The sequence below is a fragment of the Rhodohalobacter mucosus genome (assembly GCF_003150675.1).
Taxonomy (GTDB): Bacteria; Bacteroidota; Rhodothermia; order Balneolales; family Balneolaceae; genus Rhodohalobacter; species Rhodohalobacter mucosus.
This window is the reverse complement of record NZ_QGGB01000001.1, coordinates 92,724-112,942: the sequence shown is the minus strand read 5'-3', so window position 1 is coordinate 112,942 and position 20,219 is coordinate 92,724. Positions and strand designations below refer to the sequence as shown.

Below are 20,219 nucleotides of genomic sequence, written 5' to 3'. Positions count from 1 at the left end.
AAAATCAAATTATGGTGCTGTAAGCTTGTCAATATTCAACCCCAGAAGGTCATCGGCAATAAAATTACGGCCCTCCCGAACAAGTTTGCCGTCGAAGTATACATTCGCGCCGATACAAACCAGGTCCCAATGGATACTGCTCGAATTGCCGTTTGGCGCGATCTCATAATCCTTACCCAGTGTGAGATGATTTGAACCGTATATTTTCTCATCAAAAAGTATGTCATACATCGGCTCCCTGATGATGGGGTTGAGTCCGAAACTAAACTCTCCAAACCTTCTGGCACCCTCATCGGTATTCAGAATTTCTTCAAGTGCCTGATTATTGGAGGAATCGAAATCGATAACTACTCCGTTTTTCACAATCAGTTTCACATATTCGAACGGTTTCCCCTGGTACACCGACGGGGCATAGGTAATCTGGCCGTTCACGGAGTCCAGAATGGGTGATGAAAAGAGTTCACCATCCGGGATATTGCGTTTTCCATAGCACGGAATCCAGTTTTGGCCTTCTACGGAAAACTCAATATCCGTACCTACTCCCTCCAGGCGGATGATGCCTGTTTTCCGGAGCCGTTCTTCCAGGGGCTTCATGGCTTCATGGAGCCTGTTGTAGTCGAACAGGCAGGCATCATAATAAAATGTCCGGAAGCGTTCGGTCGGCATTTTCGCGTTCATGGCGAAAGCAGCGGATGGGTAGCGCAAAACTGCCCATTTGGTGTTGTTTACACGCTCCTCAAAATGTACTGGATTCAGAAATTTGTCACTGTAGGCTTTATTCGCTTCACTGCTTACATTCGAATTCTCGTAGATATTTTCTGCCCCCCGAATACCGATAAAGGCATTCATCTGTTTCATCAGCGGCAGCTGGTCTGTGATGGCCTGATTCTGCCAGAAAGCGTCGTCTCCGTTTTCAAGCAGAATTCTGTTGGTTTCAGGATCCTCTAATTTTATAAAAGGATGGGCATTTCTGTTCCTGGTTTCCTCAGCAAGGGCGCGGATCAGTCCGATTCCGTTCAGCCCGATGAGCTGCAGCATTACATTTTCTCCCTCCTTAAGTTCAATGCTGTGTTCAAGTAATTTTTTTGCAAGCTTGAGGTCGTCAGGTGTGTACATGGATAAATGATTTATTTGTTCAGATCAATAATTTTATCGCATAATTTCAGCTCATCCAGCTGGTTTGAAGCAATGATGGTCATTTTGCCCCGGCTGGAATAGTCGTGAACCATATCTTCAACCAGCTTTTTACCTTTTGCATCCAGATTTGAGCCGGGTTCATCGAGTATTAAAATGGACGGATCCTTGACGGCAGACGCAGCAAGTTTGACTCGCTGCTGCTGACCTGTTGACAAATTACCGTAAAGTGAATCAGAAAATTCAGCCGAATCATACGTTTTAAGAAGTCCAGTCAGGTCGCTCTGTCTTGCATGGTTTCCAAGATCCGATAAAAACTGTAAATTCTCGGCAACGGTAAGTTCTTCATATAGCTGGATGTATGGAGCAGCATAGCCAAGATGAGATTTTAAATCAGCCTGGTTTATAATTATCCCCTCGATTTGCCAGGTAACGGATCCTGAAGAGGGTTTCAGTAATCCTGTGAGGCATTTTAATAACGTTGTCTTGCCAGACCCGTTTGCTCCTGCAATACCCAGTATTGTACCCTCATATGAGAAACTAATTCCGTTTAGAACGGATTTCTTTCCATATCGCTTGGTAAGTGAGTCGGCCTGCAGCTGAATCATTTTATTAGTTTTGAATATAATCTGACGCATTAAAGAGCGAAAGGCAAAAAAGTAAAGAAATTTACAATGATATGACTGATCTAAAGTTGAAGTTGTATATTACAGAACCCCTAATAAAATCATCATAACCCTGCTGCTATGGAGCAGATGATACGAGACATAACGATGCGGCTTACAGGCAGGTTACCTGAAGACAGAGAGTTTTACACTCCTGAAGATCTTCAGGTTCTTGATATTCCTGAATTCGTAACGGAGAGAGTCGTTATAGAGATGAACCAAAACCTGAATGAATCCCTGGTACCGCCCGATACCGAATGGGCTAATATGGACAGCCCTGCGGTACAGTTTGCGTGGAAAAACTTTATTGAGGCTATTAAGGCAGAAGTTATGATGCCTGCTTCATACAGTAAATCCATTTTTGAAGCTGCTGTAGCCGATACGATGGATCTGGCCCTCAGGCCCAGACGGGCAATCCCGGATTCTCTTTTTGGCGCTGATACGGAACTCACAATAAGTCAGGTAAAAAAACGGATTCGATACATTACGGTTGGACGGCAACTCGCCGCAGCATTGGTTCGGTACATGGAGAAGAAAAACAAAAGTGCAATTTCGCTAAACGAGTGTCGTGAAATCGTAACGAAGGTAGACGAAAAGCTTATTAAAGGGCACAACTCACTGGATTGGGCCAAAGAGACGGAACCTCTTTTTCTGTTGGCGGGACCCAAAGTGGATACGGAATTTCTGAGAATTTACTTTCAGGACAAAGGGCTGCCAAAACTGGCTGATAAATTTGACAGGATTGATCAACCGGTGAACAGGACAGAGTTTATCGAAGTGCTTTCAGCACCGGACCCTGTTGAAAAAGAAGAACAGCAAGCGGGTGAAGTTACAGACTCCGAAGCCAAATCTCCCGAGGGGAAAAAGGCAAAAGATTCAGAGAAGGCCGCTTCAGATCTGCCGAAAAAAAGAAAAGGACAATCCGGAGAACTCTACATACCTGACGACAGTATATTGGGCTCATTTCAAATGCGCCGGGGTGAGGGTGAACAGGCAGAGGATTTTGAAAAGGAAACTGAATCCCAACCCTCATCTTCTGACTATGGTGATGCTCCGTCTGATGAAATCGAGGATTCTGAGTCAAAACCTCTCCATGAACGGTTTGTATTTGATGAGGAAGCGGCTGATGAAACACCGCCCCGTGATACTGAAGAGCCGGAGACTATTTACGATGAGATGAATTTCAAAAAAGAGAGCAGTGAACATGACGATTTGGATGAGCCCCGGCAATCATCTATTCCGCAATTCGACCCGGAACTTCTTCGAAAATGGAAAACAATTGGAGGACTTAGCGAAGAGGAGGATGAACCTATACTGGAAGAGACAGACAAACCCGATGATGATGATGAGCCTGTAGCCTCCATTGAGCTATACAATGAAACGGACGACGAGGAAGACGTACCCATGTGGAGAGCGTTTCTGGAGCGGGAAGATTTGAGTAAAATAAGGGAAGAGGAAGAGGAAGAAGAGGAAACATTGCAGGAATCGCAGCCCGCAGAACGTTTTTATGCTGAAAATGCTGCTTATTCAGACCTGGACAAATGGCTGGAACCGGAACGAAAGCGTATTATTGATGAAATCTTTGGCGGTTCAAAAAATGAATATGAAGCAGCAATTTCCGGATTATCCTCCAAAAAGGATTGGAAATCAGCGGCAGGCTATCTTGAAAAGGAAGTCTTTAAGAAAAATAACATTAACCTGTTGGATGAAGCAGCTGTTGGTTTTACGGACAGGCTGCAAAGCTATTACACGAAAAGGAAAGGATAAATAAATCATTTAAAGATGAGTACAAACGCAAAAGAAGAGCGCCTGAAAAAGTTACGCGAAGATTCTAAAAAGGGAGGCGGTGAAAATCGGATAAAAAAACAGCATAAAAAGGGAAAGCTGACAGCAAGAGAACGAATCGACCTCCTGGCCGATAAAGGGAGCTTTCAGGAGATCGATGCATTTGTAACCCATCGCAGTTCTGCTTTTGGGCTTGAGGGGCAGCGTGTACTGGGCGATGGCGTAGTGACCGGCTTTGCAAAGATTGACGGCCGGCCGGTATATCTTTTCAGTCAGGATTTTACGGTTTTTGGCGGGTCCCTTTCCGAGACCCATGCGGAAAAAATATGTAAGATTATGGATCTGGCAATGAAAAACGGTGTGCCGGTCATAGGGTTGAACGACTCGGGCGGAGCGCGCATCCAGGAGGGAGTGAGTTCTCTTGGAGGTTATGCGGAAGTGTTCTGGAGAAATTCAATGGCCTCGGGCGTGGTCCCACAGATTTCAGCCGTCATGGGACCCTGCGCCGGTGGAGCGGTATACAGTCCTGCCCTTACCGATTTTGTCTACATGGTAAAAAATACGAGCTACATGTTCGTAACCGGCCCCAATGTGGTTAAAACAGTAACCCATGAAGAGGTAACATCAGAAGATCTGGGAGGTGCATCAGCCCACGGAACGAAGTCGGGTGTAGCACATTTTACCGTTGAAAATGATGCAATCTGCCTCAATGACATCAGAAAGCTTCTGAGTTATTTACCGCAAAACTGTGAGGAGAAAACTCCGAAACAGCAGCCCCTTGCAGCGGATTCTTCGAAGGCGGCGAAACTTGATGATATCGTACCCCTCAATCCGAACAAGCCGTACGATATTAAAGAAGTGATTGAAGGGGTGATGGATAAAGGGTCGTTCTATGAAGTTCAGGAAAACTATGCGGACAATATTGTGATCGGTTTTGCACGGCTCGACGGCAGGTCTGTAGGTGTCGTTGCCAATCAACCGCTCTCGCTTGCAGGAGTTCTGGATATTGATGCATCCCTCAAGGGAGCGCGATTTGTCCGATTCTGCGATGCATTCAATATCCCGCTTGTGGTATTCGAGGATGTGCCGGGCTTTCTGCCGGGAACCGACCAGGAGTGGGGGGGAATCATCAAACACGGAGCCAAGCTCCTCTATGCTTTCTGTGAAGCAACAGTGCCCAAAATGACGGTGATCACGCGTAAAGCCTATGGCGGCGCCTATGATGTGATGAATTCAAAGCATATCCGCGCCGATTACAACGTGGCCTGGCCAACAGCGGAAATTGCAGTAATGGGGACAAAAGGAGCAGTTGAAATTATTTTCAGAAGGGAAATCGCTGCGGCTGACGATCCCGAAGCAAAACAGAAAGAACTGGAAGACCAATATAACGAAGAGTTTGCGCACCCGTATAAAGCCGCCGCCCGTGGGTTTATAGATGATGTGATCATGCCCTCCGAAACAAGGGAAAAATTGATCCATGCGTTTGAGGTATGTCAGAACAAGGCGGAGAGTGTTCCGCGTAAAAAGCACGACAACCTGCCGCTCTAGTCTTTTCGGTGCTATAATACAATAAGGAATCTGAGTTCGATGTAAATCGAATGCAGGCTCGTGATGTAAGTACCCTCCTTAAAGGTGATACCCGGCGACAACAGGGTTTTCAAATCTTTGTCCCGTAGTCACCTTAAATTAGAGCCGTTGATTGTGGCGGGCAAAACGGAAGCCGTTTTTTTTGGTCAGCCGGGATAGCTGCCCGCTATATACTCTCTGAGTGTATGGATCTCTACTTTTTGTTGATCGATAACTGATTTTACAACATCTCCGATTGAGATCAGGCCGGCAAGGCTTCCTTTTTCAAGTACAGGGAGATGACGTATTTTTTTATCGGTCATGATTTTCATGCATGTATGAACATTGTCGGATGTGCTTACACAAAAAACCTGCTTCGACATAATATCCTTTACCGGTGTGGAAGCCGATGAACGACCCTTTAAAATAATTTTGCTTGTGTAATCACGTTCGGAAATCATCCCATAAATGGTATCCTGCTCCGCGACAACGAGGGCCCCGATTTCAAGGTCAGTCATCTTTTTGATGGCATCGTACACCGATTCGTGCGGATGAATGGAATAAACCTGATTACCTTTTCGATTTAGGATATCTTTAACGGTCATGGCTCCTCCCTGTTTATTTATTGTATACATCTTTTTAATAAGAAATTTTGCTTTTTGCAAACGTATCGATGCGGTTGCACAACATTTAATAAGTATGAGGCGATATCATGGATCTGTTTAATGAAGAACAGAACAATGACATGGAAATGGACGAATCGCGGTCGTCTGGGCCGCTGGCTACCAGGATGAGGCCTGATTCACTTGATGAATTTACGGGTCAGCATCACCTGGTTGGGGAGGGCAAAATGCTTAGGCGCATGATCGAGAGCGGCGTTATCGGGTCAATGATTTTTTACGGACCCCCAAGTTCAGGCAAAACAACGCTGGCAAATGTGATATCGAAAGAGATAGACGCCCGGTTTGAGGTCATAAATGCGGTATTGGATGGGGTGAAGGAGCTCAGAAAGGTTGTTGCAAAAGCAAAACAGCAAAAAAAAGCCAATGGCAGGAAGACCATACTATTTGTGGATGAAATCCACAGGTGGAACAAAGCCCAGCAGGATGCCCTGCTTCCACATCTTGAATCGGGCGTGATTACGCTGGTAGGTGCAACAACGGAAAATCCTTTTTACTCTCTTGTGAATCCGCTGCTCTCACGATGTCAGCTGTTTGAGCTCTACCCGCTTACCAAAGAGAACGTAAAGCTGATGATTGACCGGGCTCTTGCGGATTCGAACAAGGGGCTCGGTTTTATGGATATTGTGCTTTACGACGAAGCAAAGGAGTATCTGGCGGAGTATGCAGGGGGTGACGTGCGCAACGCACTGAACGCCCTTGAAGTAGCAGCGCTTTCCACACCCAGATCAGAAGACGGCTCCGTGAAAATAACCCTTGAAATTGCGAAAGAGTCAATTCAGAAGCGAAGCGTGCGATTCGATCGCTCGGGAGATGAGCATTATCATTTTGCGTCAGCCTTTATCAAATCTATGAGAGGGTCGGATGCAGACGCGGCACTTTACTGGCTAAATGCAATGCTGGAGGGTGGGGAAGACCCTGGATTCATTTTCAGGAGACTTCTGATATTTGCATCCGAGGATGTTGGAATGGCGGATCCCTATGCAATTACGGTTATCAACAGTACACACGAGGCTTTTCTTAAAACGGGTATGCCGGAGGGGTTCTATTTTCTGGCACATGCAGTCATCTTTCTCTCCCTATGCCCTAAAAGCAATAGCACAAAAGCTGTATTTGAAGTTCGTGAACAGATTACGAAAAGCGGAGTGGAGGAAGTGCCTGCCCACCTGAAGGATAAGACCGCGAATAAATTAGCTTCCAGGTATCTGGATATCGAAAATGCTTCGGACGAATACCTCTATCCGCATAATTATAGCGGTCATTGGGTAGACCAGCAATATCTTCCGGATCATTTGAAATCGGCCGGATGGTATAAGCCCGGTAATCAGGGAAGAGAGCCCTCCCTTTGGCAGCGCCTTCAAAAAATTAAAGAAGGTGATTAAGTAGGATGCGTGGTACATGGAACTAAAAAAAGACTTGCCCGGAATTGTCCATTCCGGGCAAGCGAAGTATTGGAGCTATTGCTCGATGTCTACCATAACATGAGCTCGTGCGGTTCAATTTTGAACCCTTAATTTCAGCCGAATGATAGGGGCGATTCACATTTATATCAAATAAAATTAAGGAATCAAGATAAAGAGTAACTTTAATTAAGGCTTGGCGCCTAAAAAAGCGCTTTTTTTAAAGAAAAAAATTTATTCTCCAGGGCAGGGCTATGCGATTTATTGAATGATCTTCATTGATAAGCTGTTGAGGGCATCGACGTAAATAAGTAACCATTTTATAAGATAAATGAGCCTGATACATATTTTATCATCCACCGACCGGCCGGGATCCAACGCCCTGAAGGTATCCGAGTATGCCAGTAACCTGATAGCAGAGAATGCGGAGTGCCGCATTTTCAGCCTCATGGATTTTCCTCTTGCCGATGTTCATGGGGGTAAATACGGCAGTACACCGGATTCGGTAAAAGAATTTAATGAGAGTTTTCTGGAAGCAGATGGTTTTCTTTTTGTAATCCCAGAATACAATGGAGGTTTTCCAGGCATACTAAAGGTGTTTTTTGATTATCTGCCGTTTCCAAAAGCTATGGAAATGGTTCCTGTGAGTACAATCGGAGAGGCTGCGGGTGCTTTTGGGGCTCTGCGGCCGGTTGAACAGTTTGAACAACTGCTTAAATACAGGAAAGCATATGTCTACCCTGAGCGGATGTTTATTCAAAGAGTGAACGACTCCTTTGACCCTGAAAAAGGGCTAAGCAGTGATCTGTTGCAGGATCTGTTGGAGAGCCAGCTAAGAAATTTCCCGGATTTTGTGGATCAGATCGCAGAGAGGAAGAAAGAAAAGGCTGTCAGTTGAGCCTCAGCATGTACCCCACGCCATGGAGTGTGACCAAGTAGCGGGGATCATCAGGCTGCATTTCGATTTTGGCACGCAGCTTGGATATGTGGACATCGACCGTCCGCGTGTTGGTGCTGTATTCATAACGCCATACATGTTCCAGCAGGTCGTCTCTTGATATGGGCTGATTGGCCTTGGATACAAGATATTGAATCAGCTCCACTTCCCGTGTTGAGAGTTCATGAACCGTTCCGTCAGGCTTGTTTACAACAGACTCTTTCAGGTCAATCTTAACATCGCCAAGCTTCAGCATTTCAACAGGACCGGATTTCGAATAGGCACTTGCTCGCCTGAGACGGGCTTTAATGCGGGCCAATAGCTCTTTCACGCCAAACGGTTTTGTCATGTAATCGTCAGCGCCGATGTTCAGGCCGGCAACCTTATCTATTTCCTGATCCCTTGCAGTGAGCATTATAATCGGGAAGGTATATTTTAGATCGCGTATCTCCTTACAGATATCGTATCCGCTTTTGCCGGGCAGCATCAGGTCAAGTATCATCAGGTCAGGTTCTATCTCCTTTACCTTGTCAATGGCATGTGAGCCATCAGTAACCACCGTAACGGCATATCCCTCGGATTCGAGTGTGTCCTGAAGGGTAAATACAAGACTGGGTTCGTCTTCTACAATTAAAATCTTCTTTTGCTTATCCGACATATTCTTCTTCCCTATTCAATTTTTCAGCAGCCCCCGTACGTTTGGCGGCTTCTGAAGATCCCATTTCCTGAACAAGCACAGGGAATGTGATAGTAAACGTGGATCCTTTGACCGGCGTACTTTCAAGTGAAATATTGCCTCCGTTCATCTCTACGAGATTTTTTACAATTGCCAGTCCGAGGCCGTGACCTTTGGTTTTAACCGTTAAGTCGCCTTCCACACGATAGAACTTTTCGAAGATCAGTTTCTGGGATTTTTTGGGAATCCCGTCTCCTTTATCGGTTACTGATACTGCAACAGAGCCGTTAAGGTTCCGTACATCGATGAGAATATATTTTTCATCGGAGCTATATTTGACCGCATTCTCGATCAGGTTTTTAAGAATGGTTTCAACGTGATCCGCATCTACCATCACAAACGGTACCTTACCGCCGGTGTTGATTTCAAACCGAAAGCCTTTCGACTCTACAAAATCCTTTGACGACCGGTATACATTTTCTGCGATTTCATCAAGTTGAAATGGTGCCAGTTCAACCACATTCTGACCCGCATCCACCCTGGCCACATCCAGTAGTTTTTCAATCATTTTGCGCAGCCGGATCGCCTCTTCATAGATGTGGTCGCCGTATGTTCTGAGCCTGTTTCCATCTGTTACGCGTCCGTCTGAAATATTTTCCCCTGCAGCCTGCATTACTGCGAGAGGCGTTTTAAGCTCGTGGGTGATGTTGGCCAGAAAGCCCGCCTGACGCTGTGCAAGTTCACGCTCGCGCTGTGCATTGATGAACATGAATACCAACGCTCCGAAGAGTGCAAAGACTGCAAAACCAAGCACAATCAGATTTCGGGTAAGTGAGGCGTTGGAAGCAGCTACCGTGGGTGATTCCAGAAACGTAGCATGGAGTACCCAATTGTCGAGCAGGTTCGGAAAGCCCTGCCTGAAGTCAATTTCATAAACGTCACGGTTGTAGACGTAGCGGTGATCGCTGCTGGTAAGGATTTCATCCTGCATCCAGTCCCGCAGCCAAACCACGACGCCCGACTCATCTGCGGTACCGAACTGTTTCCGGAGTTCTCTTTCAAAATAGTCGTTTACCATGTAGTCCCGGTCAATAACCAGGTTGATATGGCCCACAACAGACTTCTCTTTCAGATTGATAAGGGAAACCGTCATGCTGCGGTGTGCATCGAAGGTCACACGGTTGTTCCATTTATATTCATTCAGCGCAACCTGGGTACGGCTCACTGCCAGGCTGAACCCATCGCATACGATTTGGGGAATATTATTCTCATTTTCAGGAAGAAATACTTCAGACTCCGAGTCGAATTTATAAACCGGAGCGGAGTCGTCATGACAAGCATTTATATTTTGCGGGATAAAATGGATACTTGTAAACAGTGAGTCGGATAAGGCTTCGCTGAGAACCTTGTTATAGCGTCTCGGGAAATTGCTGCTGGCATTCCATGTATTCTGCAGCTGTTCCGTGTTCAGCTTTACCAGATTCATAAAAGGACTGCTGAACCGGTTTCGGACCTGATCGGTAAACTCTTCCAGCTGATTCTTTTTATTGTCTTTGGCCGAATCGATGGTAGATTGGCGCAGGGCATATAGTGAATAGACGTTCAATGTGGTTAAGGCCAGAACAGCGACAATACCAATGCCCAAGAAGATCCACCTGAGTCTGTTCTGTCTGTGATATGATTTTAAGAATTCCATAAGAATGCGATTTTACATTCTATAATGATCGAGAAAAATGTAGTAACTGTAAAGAAATTCAGATACCGTAATAGCTTTTTACAAACGTATAAGTCAGGAGTTTCTTTCCCAGGTCAATTCAGAGGCATAATGATAGGGGAAATGGTTCCCGGGGTCGATAACCACTTTCTGAATACCGGTAATCCCTTCAAGTGTAATAGCCGCAGAAGTGTGGCCATGAAGCCAGTGCTCCACTTCTACGCTTTCTCTGACGACAGATCCGTCACGAAGTGTGATTTCAGCGGTAAGGGGCATAGGTACATTCCCTAAATCTTGAACTCTGATTATCGTATTACCGCCGTCCTCCAGAACATCTGAAATTGTATGGTTGAGCGTCCAGGTTTCATAGTACCAGGGCCTCCAGAACCAGGAGAGGTCGCGTCCCGAAACATCTTCAAAGGTATTCATTATGTCCCAGGGGTATGCGTGCCTGTAGTTCCATCGGCGAACAACCTCACGGTGCGCTTCATTAAAAACCTCTTCGCCCAGCACACCCCGCAGGGCGATCAATACAGAAGCCGGTTTGGGATAGGAGGCCACACCGTATGCCGGGCCGGGATAGTGATAGTCGGACCACCGCATGATTTCACCTTCCATATCTGTACCCGCAATCTGCAGGTATCCGCTGAATACGTCATCGTGGGTAAATTGATCCCCGAAAAAATCCTTATTGGCTTCGTTGGTATGAAATGTAGTGTGCCCCTCATCAATCCACGCATAGCGTCGTTCATTGGTATTGATGATCATGGGAAACCACATGTGTGCCAGTTCATGCGCGGTAACGCCATAGAGCCTCGTTGCACCGGCGCTGTTGTAATCCCCGATAACGGTCATCATCGGGAACTCCATTCCCCCGCCTATAATCCCCGCACCCTCTACCGACGTCATGTGGTACCAGGGATACTCAAGATCGGTGTACTCCGAAAAAAAGGTGATGGCATGCCTGGCGTACGACGCCTGAGCCGTCCAAAGGGGGGCTGATTCACGATAAAATGAATTGATCCGGGTGTAATCTGTCACGCCATCATTGTCGGGATCGCCGACCGGAGTTCGTGCGCCATCCCATTGTGAAGCTTTTGTTGCACTGAAAGCCACGTCCCGTATCCGTTCTGCGCTGAACTTCCATGTAAGTGTACCATTTTCGCTTGCTGCCGTAGCACGGGATGTGTCGGCAAATGAAACGATGGTGACCGGCTCGTCACTGTTGCCTGCTTCCAGGTAGCGCGAAAGGGTTTCCGGTGCAAGGGTCTCTCCGGGGTTCAGGAATTCACCTGTTGCCATCACAATCCAGTCCTGCGGCATAGTAATTTCCAGTTGGTAATCAGCAAAAGGATGGTAAAATTCAGCATTTCCCAGAAAATCATCAGACATCCAACCGTACACGTCGTCATATACGTTAATCTGAGGATACCAATAGGCGATGAAGTAGAGATTGTCGCGGCTTCTTCCCATCCTGCCCGATGCCCCGTCTTGCGGAATTGTGAACGACCATTCAAATTCAAAATCGGCGGAGGAGCTTGAAATGACAGGGTCGTCGGGAAAAACATACATCCGGGTGCCTTCGACAATGTACCCGCTGCTTCTTTGGGTCCACCATTCAGGCCATGAAATTTCAGGGACCTCGGAGCCATTAACAATCACTTTTTCCAGTGACGTGCCCCCGGTAATCTCCGTCAAATCCTTTTTGGGCGTGCCCGCCTTATGAAGATTTTGGGCCAGTTCCATGATAATCACTTCAAGATCATCGGGTGAATTATTGTAATAAGTGACTGAAGATGAACCAGAAAGAGTATGCGTAGATGGATCAATCTCTGCATGCATCGTGTAGTGTGCAGTATTCTGCCAATACGCAGGTCCCGGATAACCGTTCGATGTTCTAGTCTCATTCTCAATTGCAAGCCTGAAGGCATCCGGTATTTCAATCGGATTCGGTACCGGCCTGTCTAACTCCGAAAATTCAATTATCGCAGCTTCAACAGCTTCAGCGGGTTCATCGGCAACTCTGCTGCTTGTGCTGCATGACCAGGAGGTACATGCTGTGATCAGTATCAGGGCGTAGATAAAATAGAAGGGGGGTTTTTTAAACATCATGGATAAAAAGTTAACAAATAATGCGAATGGGTTAGGTCTGGAACGAAGGCTATTCAAGGCTGTAGATTCCTAAACAGAACAGTAGAAAAATACCTGCAGGAGTGAACAATAAAATACCGGCTCAGACTTAATCAGACTCTACAATCCCGGCTTGGACAAGGCTGTCTTTCAGCTCATTGAATTCGATGGGTTTAATCAGGTAATCGGTATACTGGGTTTCTTCAGCTCTCACCTGATGTGCCTTATCGGAATTGCCTGTTATGTAGATAACCGGTACGTCTGAAAATTTACGGATTTCAAGCATAGCTTCGATTCCATCCATATCTCCCTCAAGTGAGATGTCCATCAGGATCAGGTCGGGCGCAACCTTTTTTGCCATTTCAATAGCGGTTTTACCATAAACGAGTTCTCCCTCCGTCTCAAAACCGAGTTTCTCCATGTAGCTTTCGTAGAGAAGATTCAGAATGAGATCATCTTCAACTATCAGTACCTTTTTCGTCTTCGACATGACCGAATATTACGTTTCTGTAAGTAAGCCAGGTTAATCTAACATAATTTTGCGTGATCGCTAACATCCGTTGAGGATTTCCTGCACCGGAGCCGCTTTAAAGATCACAAACATACGAATAAATTTTGCATCCGTATGTCAGGATGTAAAGTGTAAAGATAGTTTGCACCGCTCTTAAATCAAATTCTGGATGTGAGTATTGCGCCCGTCAGCCAAAGCTGTATCTGGCGATACTGTATATTGAAATACCCCTGACTGCGCTGAAGAAGGTAGTTATTAAACGGGAAGTATTCATTTTTGAGATTTGGCCGCTCAAATGTATAGTTATAACGCGGATCGTTTCTGTCGTATGCATATGACCACTGCATGGTATTAAGATAGCGGTCGATATACCATGGGGGGCCAAACAAAATGTAGATCATTCCCAGGTCGGTTTTCCAGCCGGCCTTGAAATTTGTAAACTGTTTGTTGGCCTGTTCCACGCGTTCATAGTAGAGCTCTATCACCGAGCGTGCCTGGTTCACGTTGCCAATATTGGAAAGCCAGAACCGGTCGACAGCCTCTTTCAGCGAGTCGGGGTCCTGTATCTGCATCATTTCTTCATGATCGCGCCTGTCCATCAGGTAGATGAGAGGTTCTGCAAGTTCCCTGGGAGTCTGAATGTTGGGATAGTTTTCACTCAGAACGGAAAAATCGCGGGCCCTGTAGATTCGTTCTCCATTTTCATCCTCGGTTTCAACTTCAAAACGATAGGTGCCGATGTCGAGCAGATCGTATTTAAAGTCGATGAGCACGCTTCCGGGCTCATCAAGCCGGCGGATATTGTCATCTACCACATCCGGACGCCTCATGTCGACCCCGATATAAGGGAGTGAAGATGGGCTGTAGTTGTTAAAGTTCATTGGACGCGCTGGAGATTTGTCGGCCGGATACTTAAGGAGTCGGGTTTCGACGGTAAGCGGGTCTTCCAGGTCGTTGTTGGTTACCTGAAACTGAAAATTAAGGCTGTCGAGTCTGGAGGGGACCGTATAGGTAGTAATAGGAAAAAATTCCGTTGAGCTCTCCTCATTAATATTTTTTCCAAGTAACCTGACCGTGGTAATACCAATTTGCGGATCTTCCGGATCAGGTATCGTGGCAGTTGATTCCCGGCTGGAGGCTTTGCCCGAGGTCTGGTCAAGAACCGTTACTTGAACGTCGAATGTTCCTGGCACTACATCGATGACTTCTTCGTGAGTAAATACTTCCTGTGAGGTATATGAACCGTCGAATGACTCTTCCACCCTGAAGCTTTTCTGAACGGTTTCAGAAAAATCGCCATTCTGCTGCAGAATGCGGATCTCCAGGGAGATTCGGGCAATACGCGTGTTTTCATTATCGTCGGGAGATGTGTAAATAAGGCTGCCCAGTACGATATCTGACGTTACGTTGATCTGAGCCTGATCATCCGGACTCAGTATCCCGATGGATGACGTTCTCAGTTCAGGAAAACCATCCCTGTACTGAAAAAGAGACCCTCTTTCAACGTCGGGATTGGCAGTTCTGGCGCAGCTGCTCAGCAAGAACATGCTGATTATGAACGCCGGGAATAGTAAATTTTTCACATATGCCATCATAAACTTATCTTTAACATCACAATAAAAAATTGGGCTGTATCATTCTTGATCGACTTTAAATATAACATCTATCTCGGTCGATAATTGTTTACATTCCTGAGCATTTCAGTATCTATTTAAAAAAAACTTCATTTACAATCACTTATTTATGCTAAGCGGCACCCGCAGAACCAAGATTGTTTGCACACTGGGACCCAGCAGCAACACTTTGGAACAGATTGAAAACCTCTACCGTGCCGGAATGAACGTGGTGCGTATAAATTTTTCGCACGGCAGCCACGAAGGTCACAAAAAAACCATTGGCCTTGTCCGCAAGGTTGCAAAAAAACATGAGTACTCGATACCTGTACTTATGGATTTGCAGGGGCCCAAAATCAGGGTGGGTCAGATGAAAGATGGAATGCAGGTCATAAAAAAGGGGGCGCTGGTTAAAATTACCACCAAATCGGTAGAAGGTGATTCCGGCCTTATTCCTATTGATTACAGTGGCCTGGCGGAGGACGCCCGTGAAGGGAACCAGATTTTGATTGATGATGGACTTCTTGAGCTTAAAATTATCAAGAAGGATGGTGAAGATATTATCGCCAAAGTGGTAGTAGGGGGCGAGCTGAAATCCAGAAAAGGAGTGAATCTGCCCGACGTGAAAATCTCCATGTCGTCCCTGACTGAAAAAGATCTGAATGACCTTGAATTTGGATTAAAGGTGGGAGTCGATTTTGTTGCTATGTCTTTTGTGCGCTCGGCCAGGGATATACAGGATGTTATATCCAGAATACGGGCGGCGGGAAGCAATGCTGCGGTGATTGCAAAAATTGAGAAACCGGAAGCTATTGAGGTGATCGATGAAATTATCGAGGAGGCAGACGGGATCATGGTGGCCAGAGGCGACCTTGGAATCGAGATACCCAGCGAACGGGTTCCCCTTATTCAGAAAAATATTATCGAGCGATGCCGTCTGGCAGGTAAACCCGTTATTACCGCCACACAGATGCTCGATTCCATGATCGGTAACCCCCGGGCCACACGGGCTGAGAGCTCGGATGTTGCGAATGCTGTTCTTGACGGAACCGATGCCGTTATGCTATCGGGCGAAACAGCAGCAGGAAAATATCCGGTTGAGGCAGTCAGGACGATGGCAAAAATTATCCGGTCTGTGGAAGAGAATACACCGGGCCTCTACTACAGCCTTAAGTATCGCAAACCGGACTGGAAAGAGAAGCAGATTATTGAATCACTGGCCTATTCATGCGTCACAATCGCTGAAAATGTGGATGCAAGGGCTATTGCAACGATTACACACTCAGGAAATACCGCAAGGCGTATTGCCAAATTCAGGCCCGCTGTACCCATTGTTGCTTTTACAGAAAGCAAAATTGTAAGACGCCAGCTGAATCTTGTTTGGGGTGTGGAGTCTGTTCGGCTCGAAGAACTTTTCGACACAGACATAAGCGTGAAGCTGATGGAGGATTACCTGAGAGACCACGGACTGGTAAATGTGGACGACCGGGTCATTATTGCAACGGGAATGCCTCTGGCGAAAAGAGGCCGTACCAACATGGTAAAAGTAAGTACCATTGAAAAATAGTTTGCACACGCTATCCAAACGTGCACCGTTATTAGTTTTGTGAGAAAACTTTTTCAAATACTCTTACCGGTAATGTTTCTGGCAGGATGTGCCGGGCCCATAAAACAGAGCTGGAACAATTTTACCGCTTACTACAATACGTTTTACAACGCCAAATCCTATTTTTCGGAAGGCGAAGAGTTAAACCGGAGCCAGGCAGCCCTGATTAATCCGCAGGAGCTTATACAGGTTTTTCCGGGCCCGTCTGATGCGGGGGCCGAACAGTTTGATGAGGCAATTTCAAGAGCCGCATCGATACTCAGAAAACACGAGCAGTCGCAATATGTGATTCCCTCAATACTCATGATCGGAAAGTCGTACTTCTACAAGTCGGAGTTTTTTTCGGCACTTGAGAAGTTCAGGGAAGCCGGTACTATTGCTGAAAACCGTGAATATGCTGAATCTGTTGTTTGGGAGGCGCGGGTGCTTTACGAGATGAATAACATTGAAGGAGGACTGCTGGTAACCTCGCAGGCGCTGAACAGTGCTGATCAATGGGATCTCGATCAACGTGGTGAATTGTATGCTATTAATGGTCAGTTGCATGCGGCTCAGCAAGACTGGGAACGGGCATCTCTGAGTTTGCTGCGGGCCGAGGAGCTTATGGAAAGCCAGGCGATGCTGGCTAGAGTCTATTTCTTGCATGGTCAGGTGCTGGAAAACCTGGAAAACCTGGTACAGGCACGGGCTGCCTTCGGGTTTGCCGCAGAGATAAAGTCCGACTATGACGTCGAATTCCATGCCATGAAGAAGCAGGCTGATATTTCGCGCAGAATAGGGGATTACGATGACGCACTTTCCCTCTACAGAAGGCTTGAGCGTGACGACAAGTTTTCCGATCAAAGAGTGAGAATGCGCTATGAAATTGCCCGGACTCATCAGATTATGGGCGATGCCGATCTGGCTTTTAACCAGTATAGCTCAATATTAAACCACCCTTTCGATGTGGCAGATAATGTAACCCTGGCACGTACCTATTTTGGGTTGGGAGAGCTTTTTCGGGACGAGCAGGATAATTTTACGATGGCGGCTGCATATTTCGATTCAGCAGCTTCCGTAAATGTTGCTGATGAACGGATTTCACTCGAATTTGATGCGTCTGAGCTTGCCGAGTCTTTCAGTGACTATGCATTCCTGAAACAGGAACTGGCAATGCGGGACAGCCTCCTGAAGCTGGCGAGCCTGAATCCGGCAGAGCTTGATTCGGTACTCGCTGACATCCGCCAGGAGCTGGAAGAGGAAGCGCAACAGGATCGTGAGCGTATTACACAGCCAAATACAATTGCGCTCACAGATGCGGGCCAGGCACCCGAAGCGGCCGGCAGCGCTGAATTTGGCTTTCTGAATCATATGAACCGGGACCGGCTGAGAGAGGCCAGCCTGCAGTTTCAGGCTGTATGGGGCGACAGGCCTCTGGAAGATAACTGGAGAAGAAGAGATGCCGTTACCGGGAGCCGTTTTGACAGAGCTGAAAGCCCTGCATTGAGTGATCAGGGTGAAAACCCTGTTTCACAAAATATGCTTATGGCACAATTTGCACCCGACCTGTCGGCTATTCCTTTTGAAGAAGATGCTCAGGTTGAGATGAAATTAGAGATGGAGGAGCTTACATACAGGCTTGCAAATCTGTTTCTTCTCTCTCTTAACATGCCCGACAGTGCACGCTTTTACTACGAAGATCAACTCAGGAGCGGACTGAACAGTTCGGTTTCGCCCAGGTCGCTCTTCAGCCTCATTGATCTGGATCTGCAGGAGGGCAATGAACGTGCTGCTAGGGAAAAAGCAGGCAGAATAATTGAAAACTTCCCCGACTCACCGTTTACAGAGGAAGTAAGAGAGAGGCTTGGGTATCCGGGCGGGGAAGAGTTATCAGACGCCCCCGCTAAGAGTGATAAGTATACACTGGCAGCACAGCTGCTTGAAATGGAGCGCACCGATACGCTCATGAGTCCGATCGAAAAAGCTGATTTGTTCCGGCAACTGGGCGAGACAAGTGATGATGCAAATCAAAAAGAGCTGCTATTCTACGAATCGGCCCGAATCTATCTTGAAGAGGCAGTACGAATGAGTGAAGACAAGGAGGCCATATCATCCTGGCTGGCCGATTCATCAGGCAGGGGCGCCGACGTATCCGGTCTGCAGGATGCACAGGCAGATTCCGTGGCCGCAGATTCACCTACATCAACTGTCAACCAGGATGAGTACCCTTTTGAAGGTGCCTATTGGGACAGTACGAGAAGTATGCTGGAGAAAGTATTATCCTTGAATCAAACCGGGCGAATCGCCACAGAAGCGGACGCGCTTTTCGAAGTGCTGCAGAAACCCGGTCCAGCTGCCGAAGATACAGTCAGAACCATGGCATTTCCGCCCGACCGGTACCCAACCGACCCCGGCCCGGATATGAACAACTGTCTGGAGGCAGGACTTGAACTGAATGTCGAAGGCGGAATGACCGGTTTTATGAGCAGGGTACGGTTTCCTGACTGGGCATACGGGTCCGGACTTAAAACGGAGATCACCTACCGTTTAACCGTGAACGCAGAGGGTAACGTAGTTGAGTATGAGCAGATTTCAGAGATTAGCCGTTCAGGAATACCGGAAGCTGTGGAGGCATCGATAGAGGAAGAGCTGGAATTCAAGCCTCTTACCGGAATTGACTCCTACAGCTGTGAACTCAGGTTTCCAATTGACCTGTAGCGGATTTTTTGGATGAGCTTCTGATCTGATAGATGTTGTCGAGGCCTTCTTTCTTCAGATAACCCGACAATCCTTTGTTGATTCTTTTGACAAGGCCCGGTCCTTCATATACGAGCCCCGTGTAAATCTGCAGAAGGTCAGCACCGGCTTTCAGTTTTTCAATGGCGTGCTCTGCCGAATTTACTCCCCCGACGCCAATGATGGGCTTTTCCCTGTTCGTGTAGTCAGAGATTTTTTCAATCATGGCCGTGCTCTTGTTGCGTATGGCTTGCCCGCTTAGTCCGCCCCTTCCAATTCTGGAAAGTCTGGACTCTGATGTTTTCAGGTTATCCCTTTCTGAGGAGGTGTTGGTAGCCACGTATCCGCCAACAGAATGGCTTTCGCACACCTCAATAAGCTCTTTTAACATGGTTTCGCCCAAATCAACAGAAAACTTAACGAGAACCGGAGGAAGGCTTGAATCATCGCGTATGCTCAGCTTTTTCAGCAAACTGTTAAGGGTTTCAGGGTCCTCAAATGTTTTTCCCTCCTCGGTATTGGGGCAGGAGATGTTGATTGTTATGTAATCGGCAATATCCTTAACCAGATCGAAGCTGATTTTATAATCCTCCAGGGCAGCATCTCCCATGATGGCAGGATTATGGGTTTTTGCAATATTGATCCCAAGGGGAATATTCAGGTTCAGCTTCCCAACGCGGCGTGAGATAGTCCGGGCTCCGTCATTGTTAAGTCCAAGGCGATTGATTAGGGATTCATCTTTTGGAAGCCGGAAAGATCGCGGTTTGGGGTTGCCGGTGGAGGGGTCTGCTGTGACACTCCCGATCTCAACAAAACCGAACCCCAGGGCCTCCATCAGTGGAGCCGCAGAACCGTTTTTGTCAAACCCGGCCGCCAGCCCAATGGGATTTTCAAATTCCAGACCGAAGATTTTCTGTTTCAGCGATGGATCTTTGTAAGTATAAACAGAGCGTGCAATGCTCAGAGCCCAGTCTTTTTTGCTGACCGAGCCAGCAGTTGATATCGCCAGATCGTGGGCTGCATCTGAATTTAGCCTGAATAACAAGGGCCTGGCCAGAATTTTATACATGAGAGTGAATTCGTGAGT

Annotated in this window: 15 protein-coding genes; 6 read left to right on the top strand and 9 right to left on the bottom strand. The window is 46.9% G+C overall.

The window, feature by feature from the left end:
- Window positions 1-9 precede the first annotated feature (9 nt).
- A complete protein-coding gene (locus DDZ15_RS00415) occupies window positions 10-1,116 on the bottom strand; it encodes an aminopeptidase (RefSeq protein WP_109643741.1) in 1,107 nt (368 codons plus the stop codon).
- A gap of 11 nt (window positions 1,117-1,127) precedes the next feature.
- On the bottom strand, window positions 1,128-1,742 hold the full coding sequence (locus DDZ15_RS00410; protein WP_109643739.1) for an ABC transporter ATP-binding protein: 615 nt from the start codon (window positions 1,740-1,742) through the stop codon (window positions 1,128-1,130).
- A gap of 138 nt (window positions 1,743-1,880) precedes the next feature.
- Between DDZ15_RS00410 and DDZ15_RS00405 the strand changes: the two genes are divergently transcribed.
- The gene (locus DDZ15_RS00405; protein ID WP_109643737.1) at window positions 1,881-3,566 is read left to right on the top strand and encodes an ICP22 family protein; all 1,686 of its coding nucleotides are present in this window, start codon (window positions 1,881-1,883) and stop codon (window positions 3,564-3,566) included.
- Between the two features lie 15 nt (window positions 3,567-3,581).
- Window positions 3,582-5,132, top strand: coding sequence for an acyl-CoA carboxylase subunit beta (locus tag DDZ15_RS00400; protein WP_109643735.1), 1,551 nt, complete (start codon window positions 3,582-3,584; stop codon window positions 5,130-5,132).
- Between the two features lie 185 nt (window positions 5,133-5,317).
- Here the strand turns inward: DDZ15_RS00400 and DDZ15_RS00395 are convergent, their stop codons facing one another.
- Entirely contained in the window at window positions 5,318-5,755 is a 438-nt protein-coding gene (locus DDZ15_RS00395) for a CBS domain-containing protein (protein WP_109644004.1), read from the bottom strand.
- A 107-nt stretch (window positions 5,756-5,862) separates the two neighbouring features.
- Between DDZ15_RS00395 and DDZ15_RS00390 the strand changes: the two genes are divergently transcribed.
- Window positions 5,863-7,212, top strand: coding sequence for a replication-associated recombination protein A (locus DDZ15_RS00390; RefSeq protein ID WP_109643733.1), 1,350 nt, complete (start codon window positions 5,863-5,865; stop codon window positions 7,210-7,212).
- Between the two features lie 349 nt (window positions 7,213-7,561).
- Complete coding sequence (locus DDZ15_RS00385) at window positions 7,562-8,128, top strand: NADPH-dependent FMN reductase (RefSeq protein ID WP_109643731.1); 567 nt, start codon at window positions 7,562-7,564, stop codon at window positions 8,126-8,128.
- On the opposite strand, the gene DDZ15_RS00380 is transcribed toward DDZ15_RS00385, so the two are convergent.
- The 5 genes from DDZ15_RS00380 to DDZ15_RS00360 form a co-directional block, all read right to left on the bottom strand.
- The gene (locus tag DDZ15_RS00380; RefSeq protein ID WP_109643729.1) at window positions 8,121-8,825 is read right to left on the bottom strand and encodes a response regulator transcription factor; all 705 of its coding nucleotides are present in this window, start codon (window positions 8,823-8,825) and stop codon (window positions 8,121-8,123) included. The two genes, DDZ15_RS00385 and DDZ15_RS00380, sit on opposite strands and share 8 nt — an antisense overlap.
- Window positions 8,815-10,539 carry a sensor histidine kinase gene (locus DDZ15_RS00375; RefSeq protein ID WP_109643727.1) on the bottom strand — a complete coding sequence of 575 codons (1,725 nt, stop codon included), beginning with the start codon at window positions 10,537-10,539 and terminating at the stop codon, window positions 8,815-8,817. The genes DDZ15_RS00380 and DDZ15_RS00375 overlap by 11 nt, the downstream gene beginning before the upstream one ends.
- Before the next feature lie 93 nt (window positions 10,540-10,632).
- Window positions 10,633-12,669, bottom strand: coding sequence for a M1 family metallopeptidase (locus DDZ15_RS00370; RefSeq protein WP_109643725.1), 2,037 nt, complete (start codon window positions 12,667-12,669; stop codon window positions 10,633-10,635).
- 127 nt (window positions 12,670-12,796) lie between these two features.
- Window positions 12,797-13,177 (bottom strand): response regulator, encoded by a 381-nt coding sequence (locus DDZ15_RS00365; protein WP_199222837.1) that lies wholly within the window; start codon window positions 13,175-13,177, stop codon window positions 12,797-12,799.
- Window positions 13,178-13,356: 179 nt separating this feature from the next.
- On the bottom strand, window positions 13,357-14,739 hold the full coding sequence (locus DDZ15_RS00360) for a GWxTD domain-containing protein (RefSeq protein WP_158278567.1): 1,383 nt from the start codon (window positions 14,737-14,739) through the stop codon (window positions 13,357-13,359).
- Between the two features lie 202 nt (window positions 14,740-14,941).
- Here DDZ15_RS00360 and pyk point away from each other — a divergent pair, with 202 nt between their 5' ends.
- Together pyk and porW are read left to right on the top strand one after the other, a co-directional pair.
- Window positions 14,942-16,378: a pyruvate kinase gene (pyk, locus tag DDZ15_RS00355; protein ID WP_109643721.1), complete on the top strand. Its 1,437-nt coding sequence runs from the start codon at window positions 14,942-14,944 to the stop codon at window positions 16,376-16,378.
- 72 nt (window positions 16,379-16,450) lie between these two features.
- Window positions 16,451-19,114, top strand: coding sequence for a type IX secretion system periplasmic lipoprotein PorW/SprE (gene porW / locus DDZ15_RS00350; protein WP_109643719.1), 2,664 nt, complete (start codon window positions 16,451-16,453; stop codon window positions 19,112-19,114).
- Here the strand turns inward: porW and DDZ15_RS00345 are convergent.
- Window positions 19,092-20,201, bottom strand: a complete 1,110-nt coding sequence (locus DDZ15_RS00345; protein WP_242978805.1) for a quinone-dependent dihydroorotate dehydrogenase — start codon at window positions 20,199-20,201, stop codon at window positions 19,092-19,094. The genes porW and DDZ15_RS00345 overlap by 23 nt on opposite strands.
- Window positions 20,202-20,219 lie beyond the last annotated feature (18 nt).

Bases quoted from the DNA above. Each gene is read 5' to 3' on its own strand.
- DDZ15_RS00415 (WP_109643741.1), bottom strand. From the start codon at position 1,116: ATGTACACACCTGACGACCTCAAGCTTGCAAAAAAATTACTTGAACAC.
- DDZ15_RS00410 (WP_109643739.1), bottom strand. From the start codon at position 1,742: ATGATTCAGCTGCAGGCCGACTCACTTACCAAGCGATATGGAAAGAAA.
- DDZ15_RS00405 (WP_109643737.1), top strand. From the start codon at position 1,881: ATGGAGCAGATGATACGAGACATAACGATGCGGCTTACAGGCAGGTTA.
- DDZ15_RS00400 (WP_109643735.1), top strand. From the start codon at position 3,582: ATGAGTACAAACGCAAAAGAAGAGCGCCTGAAAAAGTTACGCGAAGAT.
- DDZ15_RS00395 (WP_109644004.1), bottom strand. From the start codon at position 5,755: ATGACCGTTAAAGATATCCTAAATCGAAAAGGTAATCAGGTTTATTCC.
- DDZ15_RS00390 (WP_109643733.1), top strand. From the start codon at position 5,863: ATGGATCTGTTTAATGAAGAACAGAACAATGACATGGAAATGGACGAA.
- DDZ15_RS00385 (WP_109643731.1), top strand. From the start codon at position 7,562: ATGAGCCTGATACATATTTTATCATCCACCGACCGGCCGGGATCCAAC.
- DDZ15_RS00380 (WP_109643729.1), bottom strand. From the start codon at position 8,825: ATGTCGGATAAGCAAAAGAAGATTTTAATTGTAGAAGACGAACCCAGT.
- DDZ15_RS00375 (WP_109643727.1), bottom strand. From the start codon at position 10,539: ATGGAATTCTTAAAATCATATCACAGACAGAACAGACTCAGGTGGATC.
- DDZ15_RS00370 (WP_109643725.1), bottom strand. From the start codon at position 12,669: ATGATGTTTAAAAAACCCCCCTTCTATTTTATCTACGCCCTGATACTG.
- DDZ15_RS00365 (WP_199222837.1), bottom strand. From the start codon at position 13,177: ATGTCGAAGACGAAAAAGGTACTGATAGTTGAAGATGATCTCATTCTG.
- pyk (WP_109643721.1), top strand. From the start codon at position 14,942: ATGCTAAGCGGCACCCGCAGAACCAAGATTGTTTGCACACTGGGACCC.
- porW (WP_109643719.1), top strand. From the start codon at position 16,451: ATGTTTCTGGCAGGATGTGCCGGGCCCATAAAACAGAGCTGGAACAAT.
- DDZ15_RS00345 (WP_242978805.1), bottom strand. From the start codon at position 20,201: ATGTATAAAATTCTGGCCAGGCCCTTGTTATTCAGGCTAAATTCAGAT.